The organism is Nocardia sp. N2S4-5 (assembly GCF_044628355.1).
Lineage (GTDB): Bacteria > Actinomycetota > Actinomycetes > Mycobacteriales > Mycobacteriaceae > Nocardia > Nocardia wallacei_B.
In genome coordinates this window covers 4,247,007-4,263,448 of sequence record NZ_JBIUPM010000001.1, presented here as the reverse complement: position 1 = coordinate 4,263,448, position 16,442 = coordinate 4,247,007, and the positions used below count along the sequence as shown (strand labels likewise).

Annotated in this window: 15 protein-coding genes; 9 read left to right on the top strand and 6 right to left on the bottom strand. The window is 68.9% G+C overall.

The features are described 5' to 3' along the window. The first annotated feature begins 111 nt into the window (after positions 1 to 111). The 5 genes from ACFMRZ_RS19400 (at position 112) to ACFMRZ_RS19380 (ending at position 6,359) form a co-directional block, all read left to right on the top strand. Complete coding sequence (locus tag ACFMRZ_RS19400) at positions 112 to 1,683, top strand: ABC transporter substrate-binding protein (protein WP_400182910.1); 1,572 nt, start codon at positions 112 to 114, stop codon at positions 1,681 to 1,683. 98 nt (positions 1,684 to 1,781) lie between these two features. Then, on the top strand, positions 1,782 to 2,780 hold the full coding sequence (locus ACFMRZ_RS19395) for an ABC transporter permease (RefSeq protein WP_400182909.1): 999 nt from the start codon (positions 1,782 to 1,784) through the stop codon (positions 2,778 to 2,780). After that, positions 2,781 to 3,764: an ABC transporter permease gene (locus tag ACFMRZ_RS19390; protein ID WP_400180243.1), complete on the top strand. Its 984-nt coding sequence runs from the start codon at positions 2,781 to 2,783 to the stop codon at positions 3,762 to 3,764. Further along, positions 3,757 to 5,499, top strand: a complete 1,743-nt coding sequence (locus ACFMRZ_RS19385; RefSeq protein WP_400180242.1) for an ABC transporter ATP-binding protein — start codon at positions 3,757 to 3,759, stop codon at positions 5,497 to 5,499. Before ACFMRZ_RS19390 ends, ACFMRZ_RS19385 begins: the two co-directional genes overlap by 8 nt. Positions 5,500 to 5,777: 278 nt before the next feature. Continuing rightward, complete coding sequence (locus ACFMRZ_RS19380; protein ID WP_400180241.1) at positions 5,778 to 6,359, top strand: cupin domain-containing protein; 582 nt, start codon at positions 5,778 to 5,780, stop codon at positions 6,357 to 6,359. On the opposite strand, the gene ACFMRZ_RS19375 is transcribed toward ACFMRZ_RS19380, so the two are convergent. Both ACFMRZ_RS19375 and ACFMRZ_RS19370 read right to left on the bottom strand, forming a co-directional pair. After that, positions 6,321 to 6,932 (bottom strand): TetR/AcrR family transcriptional regulator, encoded by a 612-nt coding sequence (locus ACFMRZ_RS19375; protein ID WP_280370396.1) that lies wholly within the window; start codon positions 6,930 to 6,932, stop codon positions 6,321 to 6,323. The genes ACFMRZ_RS19380 and ACFMRZ_RS19375 overlap by 39 nt on opposite strands. Next, positions 6,919 to 7,788, bottom strand: coding sequence for an alpha/beta fold hydrolase (locus ACFMRZ_RS19370; RefSeq protein WP_400180240.1), 870 nt, complete (start codon positions 7,786 to 7,788; stop codon positions 6,919 to 6,921). Before ACFMRZ_RS19370 ends, ACFMRZ_RS19375 begins: the two co-directional genes overlap by 14 nt. A 193-nt stretch (positions 7,789 to 7,981) precedes the next feature. On the opposite strand from ACFMRZ_RS19370, the gene purM reads away from it, so the two are divergent. After that, complete coding sequence (gene purM, locus ACFMRZ_RS19365; RefSeq protein WP_400180239.1) at positions 7,982 to 9,082, top strand: phosphoribosylformylglycinamidine cyclo-ligase; 1,101 nt, start codon at positions 7,982 to 7,984, stop codon at positions 9,080 to 9,082. Positions 9,083 to 9,417: 335 nt separating this feature from the next. Here the strand turns inward: purM and ACFMRZ_RS19360 are convergent, their stop codons facing one another. The 4 genes from ACFMRZ_RS19360 to ACFMRZ_RS19345 all read right to left on the bottom strand — a co-directional run bounded on the left by ACFMRZ_RS19360 (position 9,418) and on the right by ACFMRZ_RS19345 (position 12,625). After that, entirely contained in the window at positions 9,418 to 9,636 is a 219-nt protein-coding gene (locus ACFMRZ_RS19360; RefSeq protein WP_280275502.1) for a DUF3073 domain-containing protein, read from the bottom strand. A gap of 174 nt (positions 9,637 to 9,810) precedes the next feature. Then, positions 9,811 to 10,773 carry an asparaginase gene (locus tag ACFMRZ_RS19355; RefSeq protein WP_400180238.1) on the bottom strand — a complete coding sequence of 321 codons (963 nt, stop codon included), beginning with the start codon at positions 10,771 to 10,773 and terminating at the stop codon, positions 9,811 to 9,813. Next, complete coding sequence (locus ACFMRZ_RS19350) at positions 10,770 to 11,513, bottom strand: MOSC domain-containing protein (protein ID WP_400180237.1); 744 nt, start codon at positions 11,511 to 11,513, stop codon at positions 10,770 to 10,772. Before ACFMRZ_RS19350 ends, ACFMRZ_RS19355 begins: the two co-directional genes overlap by 4 nt. Next, positions 11,510 to 12,625, bottom strand: a complete 1,116-nt coding sequence (locus ACFMRZ_RS19345) for a YgfZ/GcvT domain-containing protein (protein ID WP_400180236.1) — start codon at positions 12,623 to 12,625, stop codon at positions 11,510 to 11,512. Before ACFMRZ_RS19345 ends, ACFMRZ_RS19350 begins: the two co-directional genes overlap by 4 nt. A gap of 169 nt (positions 12,626 to 12,794) precedes the next feature. Between ACFMRZ_RS19345 and ACFMRZ_RS19340 the strand changes: the two genes are divergently transcribed. The 3 genes from ACFMRZ_RS19340 to cydB all read left to right on the top strand — a co-directional run bounded on the left by ACFMRZ_RS19340 (position 12,795) and on the right by cydB (position 16,441). Continuing rightward, the gene (locus ACFMRZ_RS19340; RefSeq protein ID WP_280360781.1) at positions 12,795 to 13,712 is read left to right on the top strand and encodes an aminodeoxychorismate lyase; all 918 of its coding nucleotides are present in this window, start codon (positions 12,795 to 12,797) and stop codon (positions 13,710 to 13,712) included. A 200-nt stretch (positions 13,713 to 13,912) separates the two neighbouring features. After that, on the top strand, positions 13,913 to 15,376 hold the full coding sequence (locus ACFMRZ_RS19335) for a cytochrome ubiquinol oxidase subunit I (protein ID WP_400180235.1): 1,464 nt from the start codon (positions 13,913 to 13,915) through the stop codon (positions 15,374 to 15,376). Positions 15,377 to 15,385: 9 nt separating this feature from the next. After that, positions 15,386 to 16,441, top strand: coding sequence for a cytochrome d ubiquinol oxidase subunit II (gene cydB, locus ACFMRZ_RS19330; protein ID WP_400180234.1), 1,056 nt, complete (start codon positions 15,386 to 15,388; stop codon positions 16,439 to 16,441). Position 16,442 lies beyond the last annotated feature (1 nt).

Genomic DNA, 16,442 nt, shown 5'->3' with positions numbered 1-16,442 from the left:
TCCGCGCCCGGTCTGCGATCCAGTCTCCGGGTGCGTCACGTTGCGAGATGAGGGACAGTCATGCGGTTTTCGGCGACCGGCGGCCGAGTGAAAAGCATTGCGGCAGTGGGAATGGCGGGCTTGGCGCTGCTCGCGGTGGCGGGGTGCGGCTCGGGCCGCACCGGCGACGGCGGTGCGGGCGGCGGCGGTGCGGGCGGCGGGCTGGTGATCGGCACCACCGACAAGATCTTCTCCCTGGACCCCGCGGCCGCCTACGACCAGGGCTCCTACGTTCCGGAGACCCAGATCTACCAGCACGTCATGAATTTCGCGCCCGGCAGCACCACGCCGGAGCCCGACGCGGCGGAGAAGTGTGAGTTCACCACGCCCACCGTGTACACCTGCACGCTGCGGCAGGGGCTGAAGTTCGCCAACGGAAATCCGTTGACCGCCAAGAGCGTCAAGTTCTCCTTCGACCGGATGCTGCGGATCAACGACCCCAACGGGCCGGCGTCGCTGCTCGGCAATCTCGACCACACCGACGCCCTCGACGACCGTACGGTGGCGTTCACCTTGAAGAACGCCAACGATCAGACCTTCCCGGCGATTCTGCCGACCCAGGCGGGCCCGATCGTCGACGAGATGGCCTTCCCGGCGGACAAGGTGCTGGACGACGACGCGATCGCCAAGGGCCGCGGCTACTCCGGGCCGTACGCGATCACCAGCTACGACAAGAACAAACTGGTGGAGTACCAGGCGAATCCGGACTACCGAGGCATCCTCGGCACGCCGAAGACCGCCTCGGTGTCCACGAAGTACTACGCCAGCGGCGACAACCTGAAACTCGAGATCCAGAACGGCAATATCGACGTCGCCTACCGCAGCCTGAGCCCCACCGATCTGGAATCGCTGCGCGGCAGCGACAAGGTCGACGTGCACGAGGGCCTCGGCGGCGAACTGCGCTACATCGTGTTCAATCTCAACACCATGCCCGGCGGCACGCCCGGGCAGAAGCTGGCCGTCCGTAAGGCCGTGGCCGCGAGTGTGGACCGCGACGCGCTGTCGAGCGCGGTCTACAAGGGCACCTATACTCCGGCGTATTCGTCTGTGCCGCAGGGCTTCCCGGGTGCGGTCGAGCCGTTCAAGGACCTCTACGGGGCCAAGCCGGACAAGGACCGGGCCGCGAAATTCCTGGCCGACGCCGGCGTCGCCGCACCGGTCGAGCTGAACCTGCAGTACAACCCGGACCACTACGGCGGCTCGAGTTCCGAGGAGTACGCGGCGATCAAGAGCCAGCTGGAGGCCACCGGGCTGTTCAAGGTCAACCTGCAGTCCACCGAGTGGGTGACCTATCAGCGCGAGCGGGCGCGCGACGGCTATCCGGTGTTCCAGATGGGCTGGTTCCCGGACTACCCGGATCCGGACGACTACCTCACCCCCTTCTTCGCGCCGAACAACTTCCTGCAGAACCACTTCGAGGATCCGGCCATCACGGCGCAACTGACCGCCGAGGTGACCGAGCCCGACAAAGCCAAGCGTCTGGCCATCATCGAGAAGGTGCAGCGTGATATGGCCGCCGACCACCTCTCGATCGTCCCGCTGCTGTCCGGTAAGCAGATCGCCATCACGACGAAGGGCGTGGACGGCGCCGAGTCCACGCTCGACCCGTCGACCAAGTTCCGCTACAGCGTGCTGAGCAAGTGACCGCCGCGACCACCGAGCAGGAGCCCGCCACCCCGGCTCCTGCCCCTCGGAATACGCTGCGCCGCAGTCGTTCCCGATATGGGGTACTGCTGCGGTATCTGAGTGTGCGACTGCTGCTGATCGTGCCGACGGCATGGATCCTGGTGACGGTCGTGTTCTTCCTGATGCGAGTCGTGGGCGACCCGATCAGCGCCGCACTGGGCGGGCGGCTCCCACCGGATCAGATCGAGGCCCGCAAGGAGGCGGCCGGGCTGAACCGGCCCGTGCTCAGCCAATATTGGGACTACCTCTCCGGACTGGTGCGCGGCGATTTCGGCCACTCCACCGACAACCGGGCCATCGGCGACATCATCGCGAGTTACGGCGCCGCGACGCTGGAGCTGGTGTTCTGGGCGCTGCTGGTGGCGTTCCTGGTCGGAGTTCCCTTGGGGCGCTACGCCGCCCGGCGTCGGGACAAGGCCGTCGACGTGGGGCTACGGCTGTTCGGCATCCTGGTCTACGCCGCTCCGGTGTTCTTCGTCGGCCTGCTGCTCAAGCTGATCTTCGCGGTGCGGTTGGGCTGGCTGCCGGTGGCCGGACGAGCGAGCACCAATGTCGAACTGGCACTGCAGCATGTGTCGCCGAAGACGAACATCCTCACCATCGACGCGATCCTCTACGGCGACAACGGTTATCTGCTCGACGTGCTGAAGCACGCGGTCCTGCCGGCGATCGCGCTCGGCCTGCTGACCGCGGGCATCTTCCTGCGCCTGGTGCGGATCAATCTGATCCAGACCCTGCGCAGCGATTTCGTCGACGCCGCCCGGGCGCGCGGACTGTCCGAGCGGGTCGTGGTGGGGCGGCATGCCTTCCGCAACGCCATGATTCCGATCGTCACCGTGATGGGCATGCAGATCGCCATGATGCTCGGCGGCGCGGTGCTCACCGAGATCACCTTCGAATGGAAGGGCCTGGGCTATCAGCTCGCGCAGTACCTGCAGGCTCGGGATTTCGTTGCGGTGCAAGGGATTGTGGCGTTTCTGGCGCTGGTGGTGGCGGTGATGAGTTTCCTCGTCGACGTCGTCGTGGCGCTGATCGATCCGAGGGTGAGGTTCTAGATGACCGCGCCGGAACTGATGGCGGAACCGGTGGTGGCGCCGCCGGTCGCGGGGCGGGGCCTGCCGGGCCTGCGGCTGTTCTCGATGACCTCGGGGTTGCAGCGCGTGACATTGATCCTCGGGTTGGCGCTGATCGGCCTGTTCGTGCTGGCGGCGTTGTTCGCGCCGCTGATCGCGCCCTACGGATTCGCTCAGATCTCTTCTGACGGAGTCGATTTCGCGCGGCAGCAGGCGCCGTCGGCGCAGCACTGGTTCGGCACCTCGGTGCGCGGGGAGGACGTGTTCTCCCGGGTGCTGTTCGGCGCGCGGACGGCGCTGTGGGTCATCGCCGTCTCGCTGGTGCTCTCGCTGCTCGTCGGTGTGCCGCTGGGGCTGGTGTCCGGCTATCTGGGGCGCTGGGTCGACCGGGTGCTGACATTGTTCATGGACGCGCTGTACGCGTTCCCGACCCTGTTGCTGGCGATCGTGGTGTCGATCGTGGTGGCGGGTGGCAATTCGTCGAGCTTCGGCGGCGTGCTGTCGGCCGCCGTGGCGATCACGGTGATCTTCGTGCCGCAGTACTTCCGGGTGGTGCGCAACGCGACGCTGTCGGTGAAGAACGAACCGTACGTCGACGCCGCGCGGGTGACCGGGGCGCCGGTGCGGCGCATCCTGTTCCGGCACGTCTTCCCCAATGTCACCCAGTCGCTGCCGGTGATCGTCACGCTCAACGGGTCCGAGGCGATCCTGACCCTGGCCGCGCTGGGCTTCCTGGGGTACGGCATCGAGCCGACGCAGGCCGCCGAATGGGGCTACGACCTGAACAAGGCGCTCGCCGACGTGTCCAACGGAATCTGGTGGACCGGTGTGTTTCCCGGTGTCGCCATCGTGCTGGTGGTGCTGGGCATGACCTTGGTGGGGGAGAGCCTGAACGAGGTGCTCAATCCGCTGCTGCGCACCCGCCGCGCCGCCACCGCCGCACCGAAGGAGGCCGACGATGACTGAGACCGGGGCACGTGCGACCGCATTGTCCGTCGAGTCGCTGTCGGTGACGTTCGCCACCGACGCGGGGCCCGTGCACGCGGTGTGCGAGGTGTCCTACGAGGTGTTCCCCGGCGAGGTGCTGGCCGTCGTCGGGGAGTCCGGTTCGGGCAAGTCGGTGAGTTCGCGCACCGCGATGGGGCTGCTGCCCGCGACCGCCCGGGTCGAGGGTCTGGTCACGGTGGGCGCCGAGGCCGTCACCGCGATGACCGAGAAGCAGCTCACGGCCATGCGCGGCGGCGCGATCTCGATGGTGTTCCAGGAGCCGGGTGCGGCGCTGGATCCGCTGTTCACCGTCGGATACCAGCTCGGCGAGGCCCTGCGCGCGCATCGGGGGCTGGGCCGCAAGCGGGCTCGGGCCCGCGCGATCGAACTGCTCGGCACGGTCGGGCTGCCCGACCCGGAGCAGCGCGTCGACTACTACCCGCATCAGTTGTCCGGCGGGCAGAAGCAGCGCGTGATGATCGCGATCGCCATCGCGTGCGAACCGAAGGTGATCATCGCCGACGAGCCGACCACCGCGCTGGACGTGACCGTGCAGGCCGAGATCCTGGAACTGCTGCGGGATCTGCGCGATCGCCTCGGCAGCGCCATCGTGCTCATCACCCACAACATGGGCGTGGTCGCCGACCTCGCCGACCGAGTGGTGGTGATGCGCGCGGGCCGGGTCGTCGAAACCGCGCCCGTGGACGAGCTTTTCGCCGCGCCGCGCGCGCAGTACACCCGGGACCTGCTGGCGGCCGTGCCGCACCTGGGGGCCGGGCTGACTCCGACGGACGGCCCGATGTCGCCCGCCGCGCCGCAGCCCGGTACCGGCGTGACAGGCGTGACCGAACGCCCGGCGAACGCGCCCGAACCCGGCGCCGAGACGGTGCTCGAGGTCGCCGACCTGGTGGTGGAGTTCCCCGGGGCGCTGGGCCGTCCGCCGTTCCGTGCGGTGGACGGGGTGAGCCTGTCGGTCGGGCGCGGCGAAACCCTCGGGCTGGTAGGCGAATCCGGCTCCGGCAAGACGACCATCGGGCGTTGCGTGGCGGCACTGCAACGGCCTACCTCGGGCACGATCACGGTGCTCGGCACGTCGCTCACGGGGCTGTCGGAGCGGCGGTTGCGGCCGCTGCGCAAGCGACTGGGATTCGTCTTCCAGGACCCCGCCACGTCGTTGAACCCCCGACTGACCGTGGGCCAGTGTGTGGCGGAACCGCTGGTGGTGCATCGTGCCGCCAACGGCGCCGCGGTGCGCGCCCGGGTGAGCAAACTCCTGGACGACGTGCAGTTGCCGGCGGGCGCCGAAGGGCGCTACCCGCACGAACTTTCGGGCGGCCAGCGGCAGCGGGCGAGCCTGGCCCGCGCGCTGGTGCTCAACCCCGACCTGCTCATCGCCGACGAGCCGACCAGCGCCCTGGACGTCTCGGTGCAGGCGCGGGTACTGGAGCTGTTCGCCGATCTGCAGCGCGAATTCGGCTGGGCCTGCCTGTTCGTCAGCCACGACCTCGCGGTGGTGGATCAGCTCGCGAATCGGATCGCGGTGCTGCGCAACGGGTCCGTTGTGGAGCAGGGCACCCGCGACGAGATCCTGCGACAGCCCACCGCGGAGTACACCCGTCGGCTGGTCGCCGCCGTCCCCGTCCCGGACCCGGTCGAGCAGCGCCGGCGGCGCGCGGTCGCGGCCGCACTTTTCGCCGCGGACCACAGCGGGTAATCCCGATCCGGTTGTGTCGCCGTGTGGTCTGGGACCCGGCGACACAACTCCGAGGCGGGCACCCGGCCGGTCGGTGCCGGACGTCGACCGGGTGCTCGCCGCTTCGATGACGACCACTCTGCCGTGGCCGATCCCGATTGTGCGTGCGTGGGCAAGGCGCCTGCGTCCCGTGGCAAGCCGTGCCGTCCACGCGAGGGCTACGGTCCGGATAACCGCCGCTCGGATCCGCCTAGGGTGCCCGATCCGGCTGGTCGCGACGATTACATCGAGGAGTCCGCATGCGCAGAATCGTGGTCGGGGACGACGGAACCGGCCGGGGCCGGGTACTGGCCGACGAGCGGGTCGAGCCGCTGACCTTGGCGCTGCTGCCCGGCGCCGAGCTGTATCGGACCTGGGAACTCGACGAGCTACCCGAACTTCCGGTCGATCGGATGCCACAGCCCACCGAGGCCAGCTACTTTCCCGGACCGGGCGGTGTGCGTTTCGGGTTCATCTCCGTGCCGCCGGGGCTGAGCTACGACCCAGATCCGGGCCTGTCCGAGGAGACCATGGCCGCCGTCGCCGCGGAGGCGGAGGCGAAGCTGCCGGGGATGCTGGCGGCCTTCGATCCGGCCGCGCCCGGCATCCATCGCACCGACAGCGTCGATTTCGTCGTCGTACTCTCCGGCCGGGGTCGCCTGCGCCTCGGCGACGGGACCGACGTATCGCTGCGACCGGGTGACAGCGTGATCCAGAACGGCGCACCGCACGCCTGGTTCAACGACGGCGACGTGCCGTTCGTCTTCGCCTACGCCCTGTGCGGCGTCGCCGACCGCAGTCTCTCAGCTTCCCGGTTGGCGCAGGACCCCGCTGACCAATAGCAACAGGGACTGTTCGGCCTCGAGCCGGGCGGTATCGGGGTCCTCGGCGTGCGCCACGATCATTCCCGCCTCGGTGACCGCGCTGAGAATCAGTTTGCTGAACACGTGCACCGGCACCGGGACCGCCAGACCGGCATCGACGGCCCGCTGCAGCTGGTCGGTGATCAGCCCGAGTCCGTGCCGCGCCTCCATCTCCCGCCAGCCCTGCCAGCCCAGTACGGCGAGCCCGTCCGACATGGCGATCCGCACCGTCTCGGGGCGCCGGCTGATCTCCAGGAAGGTCCGCATTCCCACGGCCATCGCCGCGAGCAGATCGGTGGGATCGGGCAATTCGGCGAGGGCGCGGGCGATCTCGGCGGTGTTCTCGGTCTCCAGCCGTTCGAGCACGGCGAGGAACAGGCCGCGCTTGTCGCCGTAGTGGTGGTGCAGCGCGCCCCGGGTCACTCCCGCCGCGGACACGATCTCCTCGGCCGAGACGCTCGCGTAGCCGCGCTCGGCGAACAGCCGGCGACCGGCGTCCTCGAGCGCGGCCCGGGTGGCGCGGGAACGATCCTCCTGACTACGGCGTGGCATGCAGCCGAGTGAACTCCACGATCAACTCGGTGAGCAACTCCGGCCGGTCCTCGGCGCTGAAGGTGTAGGAGTCGTCGATCAGCCGCAGCGTGGTATCCGGCAGGTCGCGGGCCAGGCGTTCGGCGAACGACACCTTGAACGCCTTGTCCTCCTGCGCCCACGCCAGCAGCACCGGCAGATCCAGCGACGGGAACTGCTCGGCGGCCGCGAGGGTGTAGCGCTTATGCACGCCGCGCAGGAAGCGCACCAGATCCGCCCGGATGGCCGCCTGGTGCCGGCTGGGCAGCAGGTAGGAGTCCGCGATCTCCGGCGGCACCGCGCGCTTGGTCACCAGGCCGAAAGCGATCGGCAGCCGCTGCGCGGGCCGGAATCGCATGAGTTCCAGCATGATTCGCAGCAGGCCGGGCACCGCGGCCAGGCGGGGCAGCGGCGTGAACGGCTGTGGGAAGAACCTGTCGTAGGCGTCGCAGTTGGTGAGCACCACCCGGCCCACCCGGGAGCGGTCGCGGGTCAGCATGATCTGGGTGATCGCGCCGCCGGTGTCGTTGGCGACCAAGGTCACGTCGCGCAGGTCGAGTCGCTCCAGGAAGTCCGCGATCAGGTCGGCGGCTCCGGTCGGGGAGAGGTCCGCCTCAGGGACCGGGATGGAGTGCGCGCCGAACGGGAGGTCGGGCGCGAGGCACCGGTGGCCCGCGGCGGCCACGCCGGGTACCACCTTCCGCCACAGATCGGCGTTGACCAGCAATCCGTGCACGAAGACGACCGGCGCGCCGGAACCCGTGTCGTGGTAGCGAATCCGGTGCTTGCCCAGCAGTTCGACCTCGTGGGCCGGGCCGAGTGCGCTGCTGATTCCCATGTGGTGCCTCCCGAAGATGTGTGATCCAGCTGCGCCAAGGCTCACATACATACCGTATGTATGTCAACATCGAGCGGCCGAATTCGACGGATTTCCCGGACCGAGAAGCCAATACCGGTGCAGTCTCGTTATCCGGCTCCGGTAGCGTGAGCAGGCATCTATCCGCCGATTCGGTTTGGAGCTTTCCCCGAAAATGACTGAGCAGACCCCGACTGGTGCCGGTGTGGACGGCCTCGGTGCCGGTGCTTCGTACGCCGCGGCCGGCGTGGACATCGAGGCCGGTGACCGCGCGGTCGAGCTGTACGCGCCCCTGGCCAAGAAGGCCACCCGCCCCGAGGTGCAGGGCGGGCTCGGCGGCTTCGCCGGGCTGTTCGCGCTCAAGGGCGACTACACCGAGCCGCTGCTCGCATCCTCCACCGACGGGGTCGGCACCAAGATCGCGGTCGCGCAGGCGCTGGACAAGCACGACACCGTCGGTCTCGACCTGGTCGCCATGGTTGTCGACGATCTGGTGGTGTGCGGCGCCGAGCCGCTGTTCCTGCAGGACTACATCGCCGTGGGCAAGGTGGTGCCCGAACGGATGGCCCAGATCGTTTCCGGTATCGCCGAAGGGTGCGTGAAGGCCGGCTGTGCGCTGCTCGGCGGCGAGACCGCGGAGCATCCCGGATTGATGGGCCCCGACGATTACGACATCTCCGCCACGGGGATCGGCGTCGTCGAGGCCGAGGCCGTGCTCGGCCCCGATCGGGTGCGTCCCGGTGACGTGGTCATCGCCATGGGGTCGTCCGGCTTGCACTCCAATGGTTACAGCCTGGCTCGGCATGTACTGCTGGAGATCGATCGGATGTCACTGACCGGGCATGTCGAGGAATTCGGGCGGACGCTGGGGGAAGAGTTGCTCGAGCCCACCCAGATCTACGCCAAGGACTGCCTGGCGCTGGTCGCCGAGACCGACGTGCGGACGTTCGCGCACGTCACCGGTGGTGGACTGGCGGGGAATCTGGCGCGGGTACTGCCCGGTGGGCTGGTTGCCGAGCTGGATCGCGGGACGTGGAGTCCGGCGCCGGTGTTCAAGTTGATCGCGCAGCGCGGCCGGGTCGAACGGGCGGAGATGGAGAAGACCTTCAACATGGGGGTGGGGATGGTCGCCGTGGTGGCGCCGGAGGACGCCGAGCGGGCGTTGGCCGTGCTGACCGCCCGGCACATCGAGTGCTGGACGCTGGGGAACGTCAAGAAGGCCAAGGAGACCGATTCCGACCGGGTGGTGTTGGTCGGGGAGCATCCGCGGTTCTGAGATCGGCCGCGGGCCGCGTTGCCGGAAGCGGCAGCGCGCGCTCGCCGGCCGGGCGGAGCGGGTGTTGCGGGGTGTGCGCCGAGGGGATGCTGCGGTGCGGCGGCCCGCTGCCGGAGGTGCCGCGAGAAGGCAAGGGCATACCGGGGTGCGCTGAGTGTGAAAACCGTTCGGATACGGCTTGATTCGCGTCGCTGCCCGCATGTCGAATCGCGGACAGCGACGGCGATGCGAACCTTGCGCGCTGGGCGAAGGGTTCGGCGACAGGGGAGCTGGTTACGGGGCGACGTGCGAAGGGGGAGGCCCCTCAGGCCTCCCCCTTCGCACATCGATCCGAGTCAGCGGCGCCGCCAGTCGTCGTACTTGTCTTCGTCCTCCCAGCGCGACAGCGAGTCGTCCGCGTCGTGCTCGTCCGAGAGCACGCCGCTGCGCTGCGAGTCGCGGGAGTGTCCCCCCGAGAGCTCACGCTGAAGGCTCGCGAAGTCGGTCGACGGCGAGCTGTACTTGAGCTCTCGTGCGACCTTGGTCTGCTTTGCCTTAGCCCGGCCACGGCCCATGGCTGACCCCCTCGCGTCACTGCGGGGCGGCCTGGGGTGGTTGGCGGCCCCGTTCGAATTAATACTCTTCCTGACAGACACTTTAGCGTGTGTCCGGCGGTCGCGCTTCCATGAGTGGGGGAAGACTCCCGATCCACTCCGGTTTGCCGGTTTGTCGCAATGCCGACGAAAGCTCTACAGCACACCGGGGATTGCCCGGACGATGCCCACGCGGGCGCCCCCGCCGAGCACCGCCGGTGCGGCCAGAGCGGCGTGCTCGGCCGTCCACGCCACCCCCATCCGCTGCAGAATTGCCTGCGTCAGCGGCATCCGTGCGCGGTCGTGCCCGTCGTCGATCTTGTAGGCGAAGGCCCGGCCGTCCGGCAGCGCACCCGCGTGCACCCCGTCGGCGCCTATCTTGCACACCAGGCCGGGGGTGGCCCGCATGGTGAGCAGGTCCGGCCCGGCCGTGCCGGAAATCACTCGCGGATGCGCGCGGATGGCGTCGGCGACCCGGCGCTCCGGGGCCTCCGGCGGGGCCGTGGCGAGCGCCGCGTAGGCCCGCGCCAGGTTGACCAGGGCGACCGGCACGATCGGCAGGCCACAGCCATCGATGCCCAGGTCGGACTCCGGTTCGCCGGTGATGTCGGTGATGGTGTCGACCACCGCCCGCTGCAGCGGATGCGCCGCGTCCAGGTAGCCGGCGGTGGGCCAGCCGTTGATCACGCAGGTGGCCAGCATCGCCGCATGCTTGCCCGAGCAGTTCATGTAGATCCGGCGTTCGGCCTCCGCGCGGTCGCGCCCGGCCAGCGCGACGGCCCGGGCCGATTCGTCGGCGGGCAGGTCGGGCGGGCATTCGAGCTGCTTCTCCGCGAAACCGAAGCGGTCCAGTAGGCGCTGTACCAGCGCCACGTGGTCGGGTTCGCCGTAGTGCGAGGCGGTCGCGATGGCCAGCTCGGCGTCGTCGACGGGCTCGAAACCGTTGCGCAGCAGCGCGATCGCCTGCATCGGCTTGTTGGTCGAGCGCGGGAAGATCGGCAGGTGCACCTCGCCCAGCGCGACCACCGGTTCGCCGTCGGTATCCAGGATCACCAGCGAACCGCGGTGCACGCACTCGCGGAAACCCGAGCGCACCACCTCCACCAACTCCACGCTCACGACCCCACCTCGCTCCCCGGCGTCGAGCGCTCCCGGTGCTGACCGGTCATCGTGGCGTCGCGGTGCGTGGTGTGCCGGCGGGTGTGCCGGGCGACCTGCATGCGCACGTCGTCGGACACGGTCGGCTCCGACGCCAGCAGCCGTTGCAGCCGGTCCGGATCGGCGCCGGTGAACAGATCGCGGACCGTGACGCCGTGCTCGGGCACATGGTCCACGCGCACCTCGTCGCCCGCGCCGACGCTGCCCTCGGTCAGCACCCGCAGGTAGGCGCCGGTATCGGACCGCAAGGTGAACCGCTTGACCCAGCGCTGTTCGCCCGACCAGTGCTGGAATGTCGCGCACGGCACGCGCGGCGCGGTCACCTCCAGCACGGTGTCGCCGACGGACCAGCGCTCGCCGATCACCGCGTCGCTCACCGGCAGCCCGCTGATCCGCAGATTCTCGCCGAACCAGCCGGCGGCCAGGGTGCGGTTCAGTTCGCTGCCCCAGCGCCGGGCGTCCTCCTCGGCGTAGGCGTACACGGCCTGGTGCACGCCGCCGTGGTGCTTGGCGTCGCAGACGTGATCGCCCTCGAGACCGAGCGGACGCACCGGAACCCGGTGTGCGACAGGGCGTTTGTCGATCGCGGTCCGGCCCACCCGGCTCACCTTCGCGGGGACCTCGAGTTCGGCGTGCAGCACGCACACGGCGAGCACGGTGCCGATCGTTCCCGGACGGCTCGGCGGGAGCGGGTCGCTCATCGCCCGCGCAGCCGCTCGACGGCCATCCGGCCCGCTTGCGGTTCGTCGTCGGTCGGCATCGAATCCGGATCGATCGCCGCGGCCATCGGGCCCGCCTCGAGTTTCGCGTCGGCGGGCACCGCGCGCTTGATCAGCGCGAGCGCGATCGGCCCGTATTCGTAGTGGTCCACGAGGGTGCCGAGCCGGCCGACCGTACGGCCGCCCGCGGTGACCGGATCGCCCGTGACGGGACGGGAATCGGCCGAGCCGTCCAGATGCAGCAGTACCAGGCGCCGCGGCGGTTTGCCGAGATTGTGTACTCGCGCCACGGTTTCCTGGCCGCGGTAGCAGCCCTTGTCCAGGTGCACCGCGCCGCGCTCGGTGACGCCGCCGATCCAGCGGGCCTCGTGCGGGATGGTCCGGTCGTCGGTGTCGAGACCGAGCCGGGGGCGCAGGGCGGCCACCCGCAGCGCCTCGAAGGCCCACAGTCCGGCCGGGGCCGCGCCGGCGTTCGTCAGCCGCGACCACCATTCGGGCAACTGGTCGCGCGGCACCACCAGCTCATAGGAGTCCTCCGTCGGCCATGGCATGCGGCGCAGGAACCCGCCGTCCTGCAGCGGAATCGCGCTGTACGTGGGCGGCAGCGGGCCGATCGCGACGGCGTCGGCGATCTCCTGTGCCTGCGGGCCGAGCAGCGAGAGCACCGCGTGGTCCGGGGCCGCTTCCGGTTTGGCGTCGGCCCAGAAGACCATCTTCTGCAGGAAACTCAGCAGATCGGGTCCGCGCTCGCCCTCGGTATCGATCCACAGGGTGCCGTCGAGATCGGTGAGGACGAAGTGGTGCTGCACCCGGCCGTTGAGGTCGAGGTCGAGATTCTCCGCGGTCTGCCGGTCGCCCAGTTGGGCCACGTGCTGACTGGAGATGGTGTGCAACCAGGTCAGGCGTTCGGCGCCGGTGATGGTGAGCACGAATCGGTGCGAGCGGTCCACGACCGCGGCACGTTCTGCGGCGGCGCGCTGCTCGCCGAACGGATCCCCGTAATGCCACGCGACCGCGGCGTCGGGCGACTCCGGTGGGCCCGGGACGGCCCCCGGCGCGGTGAGCAACGGGCTGGACGGATGAACCACGGACACACACCCACTGTATGCGCTGCGGCGAGTTCACCGCCGGGCCGCCGCTCCCGGTGTTGTCGATCACCAAAAAGTTGCTCATGCGTGGCTGATCTCGGGGTTGGTTCACAGGTTGCCCACCGCGGGTTCGGTACCCCCTCGTAGCACCGCCGGTTCGCCTAGGCTGCTGCGCATGGTGGATCGAGTTCTGGTTGCACTCGACGGCACCGTCCGGGATCCGGACGAGCCGTTGCTCTATGCGGATGACATCGGCGCGCTGCGCGGCGACGGTGTTTTCGAGACGGTACTGGTGCGTGACGGCAAGCCCTGTGCGATCGAGTTACATCTGGCCCGGCTGCGTCGTTCGGCCGAGGCCTTGGACCTGCCCGACCCTGATCTGGGGCAGTGGCGCACGGCGGTCGAGACCGCGGCCAAGGAGTGGGGCAGCGAACAGGAGGGCATGCTGCGCATGATCCTCACCCGGGGGCGCGACAGCGTCGAATCCACCACGCGCGCCGCGTCCCGCAACCCGGCCGGGCGCGCGCCGGTGCCGAGCGCCTACGTGCTCGTGGTGCCCGTGGCCGAGCGCGTGAACAAGGCTCGCGCCGAAGGCGTCTCGGTCATCACGCTCTCGCGCGGCATCTCCGTCGATCTGGCGCCGAACGCGCCGTGGCTGCTGCTGGGCGCGAAAACCCTCTCCTACGCGACCAATATGGCGGCGTTGCGGTTCGCCGCGCGGATGGAAGCCGACGACGTCATCTACACCAGCACCGAGCACCGGGTCCTGGAGGGCCCGCGATCCACCGTCGTGCTGCAGCGTGACAAACAACTCATCACGCCCCCGGCCCGGCACGGCGTGCTGCCCGGGATTACCCAGCGGGCGCTGTTCGCCGAGGCGGAGCAGGCCGGTTGGGACTGCCGCTACGAGTCCTTCTTCACCGCCGATCTCATTACCGCCGACAGTGTTTGGCTACTGGGCAGCGTGACGCTGGCCGCGCGGGTGGCGACGCTGGACGGACTGCGGATGTCGCCGCCGGAGTGCGCGTCGGAGATCACGGAGATGGTGGAGCGCGGCGTGGCCCGGACGTGGAGCATGGCCGACTGGTCGTAACGAACCGGAACCTGTTACCGCACAGCAAAAGACTCGGTGTGTCGTGGCGCAGGACTCATTGATCTGCCGCCCGCCCGGCGTAGCCTTTACTACGACACGTAGTAGCGCGGCAGCAGGGAGGGCCCCATGGGCACCGGCAGTGCGGGAATCCGTCCACACCCGATGCGCTCGATCGCGCCCGGATTCGGTGGGGTGCGGTCATGAACGTCGTGGATGTCTCGCGGTGGCAGTTCGGGATCACCACCGTCTACCACTTCCTCTTCGTGCCGCTCACGATCGGGCTGGCGCCGCTGGTCGCCGGGTTTCAGACCGCCTGGGCGATCACCGGCCAGGAACGCTGGTACCGGCTGACGAAGTTCTTCGGCAAGCTGTTCCTGATCAACTTCGCCCTCGGCGTGGCCACCGGTATCGTGCAGGAATTCCAGTTCGGCATGAACTGGAGCGAATACTCGCGGTTCGTCGGTGACGTCTTCGGCGCGCCGCTGGCACTGGAGGGCCTGGTCGCCTTCTTCATGGAGTCGACATTCCTGGGGCTGTGGATCTTCGGCTGGACGCGGCTGCCGAAATGGGTGCACCTGGCGACCATCTGGATGGTCGCGATCGGCGTGAACGCCTCGGCGTACTTCATCGTCGCCGCCAACTCGTTCATGCAGCATCCGGTCGGCGCGCACTACAACCCCGAGACCGGCCGCGCCGAATTGCACAGCATCATGGCGGTGCTCACCAACAACACTGCGCTGGCGGCCTTTCCGCACGTGGTGGCGGGTGCGTTCATCACCGCGGGCACGTTCGTGGCCGGTATCGCCGGATGGTGGATGGTCCGCAACGCCCGCTCGGGCGACGACGGCAAAATGGCCGAGGCACGCCGATTGTGGCGGCCCGCCGGGCTGGTGGGCATGTGGGTGATCATCGTCGCCGGAGTCGCGCTGGTGTACACCGGTGACGTCCAGGGCAAGCTGATGTTCGAGCAGCAGCCGATGAAGATGGCGTCGGCGGAATCGCTGTGCCACACCGCGACCGACCCGGAATTCTCCGTCCTCACCGTCGGCACGCACAACAACTGCGACAGCGTCTCGCACGTGATCGAGGTGCCCGGCGTACTGCCCTGGCTGGCCGAGGGCAAGTTCAGCGACGTGACGCTGGACGGCGTGAAGGACCTGCAGGTCAGCTACAACGAGAAGTACGGTCCCGGCGACTACCGGCCGAATCTGTTCGTCACCTACTGGTCGTTCCGGGCCATGATCGGATGGGTGGCCGGATCGGCGGCCATCGCGCTGCTCGGGTTCTGGATGACCCGGCGCGGGCGGGTCCCGGATCAGCGGTGGTTCTCGTGGCTGAGCCTGCTCGTCATTCCGACGCCGTTCCTGGCCAACAGTTCCGGCTGGGTGTTCACCGAAATGGGCCGTCAGCCCTGGGTGGTCGCGCCCAACCCGACCGGCGACCTGGACATCCGGATGACGGTGCAGCAGGGCGTTTCCGGCAATACCGCGGGCACGGTGCTGTTCTCGCTGATCGTGTTCACGCTGCTGTACGGCGTGCTGGCGGTGGTCTGGTTCTACCTGATGCGCCGCTACGTCGTCACCGGGCCCGAGGAACCGGCCGCCGCGGCTCCCGCCGCGCCGAGCGGCGCCGAGCCCGTCGAGAAGCTGTCGTTCGCCTACTAGGAGCCGATGATGAGTCTGCCCGAATTCTGGTTCTTGCTGATCGGCATCCTGTTCACCGGATACTTCGTGTTGGAGGGTTTCGATTTCGGGGTCGGCATGCTGATGCCGATCCTCGGCCGCGGCGACGAGACTCGTAAGCGCGTGCTGCTCAATACGATCGGCCCGGTGTGGGACGGGAACGAGGTGTGGTTGCTGGTCGGTGGCGGTGCCATGTTCGCCGCCTTTCCCGAGTGGTACGCCAGCCTGTTCTCCGGGTTCTACCTCGCGCTGCTGTTGATCCTGGTGGGTCTGATCGCGCGGGCCTGCGCGATCGAATGGCGCGGCAAGATCGACGACCCGAAGTGGCGGCGGTGGGCCGACGTCGGTATCGGATTGGGTTCGTGGATACCGGCATTCGCGTGGGGGCTGGCGTTCGCGAACATGGTGCACGGAGTTCGGCTCAACGCCGACAAGCACATCGAGGGTGGTTTGCTCCCGCTGTTCAACGGCTACGGCCTGCTCGGCGGGCTGACCACGATGCTGCTGTTCCTGCTGCACGGCGTGGTGTTCGTGAGCCTCAAGACCGGCGGTGAGGTCCGGGCGTCGGCGGTGAAACTCGAACGGCTGCTGTGGATTCCGACGGTCGTCGCGGTCGGCGCGTTCGGGCTGTGGACGCAGCTGGCCTACGGCAAGGGCTGGACCTGGGCGATGGTCGGGCTGGCGGTGGCGGGCCTGCTGCTGGCCGGCGCGGCGCTGTACCTGGGGAAGGGAAAGGCGCACGGCGCCAAGGCCGACGGCTTGGCCTTCCTCGGCACCGCGGTGACCATCGTGGGCGCGGTGGTGCTGCTGTTCGGTTCGCTGTATCCGAACGTGCTGCCCTCCACCATCGACCCCGCCTACAGCCTGACCATCGACAACGCCTCGTCGACGCACTACACGCTGAAGATCATGAGCTGGTGCGCGGTGATCCTGACACCGATGGTGCTGGTGTACCAGGGCTGGACGTACTGGGTGTTCCGCAAGCGGCTCACCACCGAACAGATTCCGCCGGCGATCGGTCTGCCGGCGGGTGCGTCGAGGAGCTGAT

Bases quoted from the DNA above. Each gene is read 5' to 3' on its own strand.
- ACFMRZ_RS19400 (WP_400182910.1), top strand. From the start codon at position 112: ATGGCGGGCTTGGCGCTGCTCGCGGTGGCGGGGTGCGGCTCGGGCCGC.
- ACFMRZ_RS19375 (WP_280370396.1), bottom strand. From the start codon at position 6,932: ATGCCACGCCGTAGTCAGGAGGATCGTTCCCGCGCCACCCGGGCCGCG.
- ACFMRZ_RS19360 (WP_280275502.1), bottom strand. From the start codon at position 9,636: ATGGGCCGTGGCCGGGCTAAGGCAAAGCAGACCAAGGTCGCACGAGAG.
- ACFMRZ_RS19340 (WP_280360781.1), top strand. From the start codon at position 12,795: ATGGTGGATCGAGTTCTGGTTGCACTCGACGGCACCGTCCGGGATCCG.
- ACFMRZ_RS19385 (WP_400180242.1), top strand. From the start codon at position 3,757: ATGACTGAGACCGGGGCACGTGCGACCGCATTGTCCGTCGAGTCGCTG.
- ACFMRZ_RS19390 (WP_400180243.1), top strand. From the start codon at position 2,781: ATGACCGCGCCGGAACTGATGGCGGAACCGGTGGTGGCGCCGCCGGTC.
- ACFMRZ_RS19370 (WP_400180240.1), bottom strand. From the start codon at position 7,788: ATGGGAATCAGCAGCGCACTCGGCCCGGCCCACGAGGTCGAACTGCTG.
- cydB (WP_400180234.1), top strand. From the start codon at position 15,386: ATGAGTCTGCCCGAATTCTGGTTCTTGCTGATCGGCATCCTGTTCACC.
- ACFMRZ_RS19380 (WP_400180241.1), top strand. From the start codon at position 5,778: ATGCGCAGAATCGTGGTCGGGGACGACGGAACCGGCCGGGGCCGGGTA.
- purM (WP_400180239.1), top strand. From the start codon at position 7,982: ATGACTGAGCAGACCCCGACTGGTGCCGGTGTGGACGGCCTCGGTGCC.
- ACFMRZ_RS19350 (WP_400180237.1), bottom strand. From the start codon at position 11,513: ATGAGCGACCCGCTCCCGCCGAGCCGTCCGGGAACGATCGGCACCGTG.
- ACFMRZ_RS19335 (WP_400180235.1), top strand. From the start codon at position 13,913: ATGAACGTCGTGGATGTCTCGCGGTGGCAGTTCGGGATCACCACCGTC.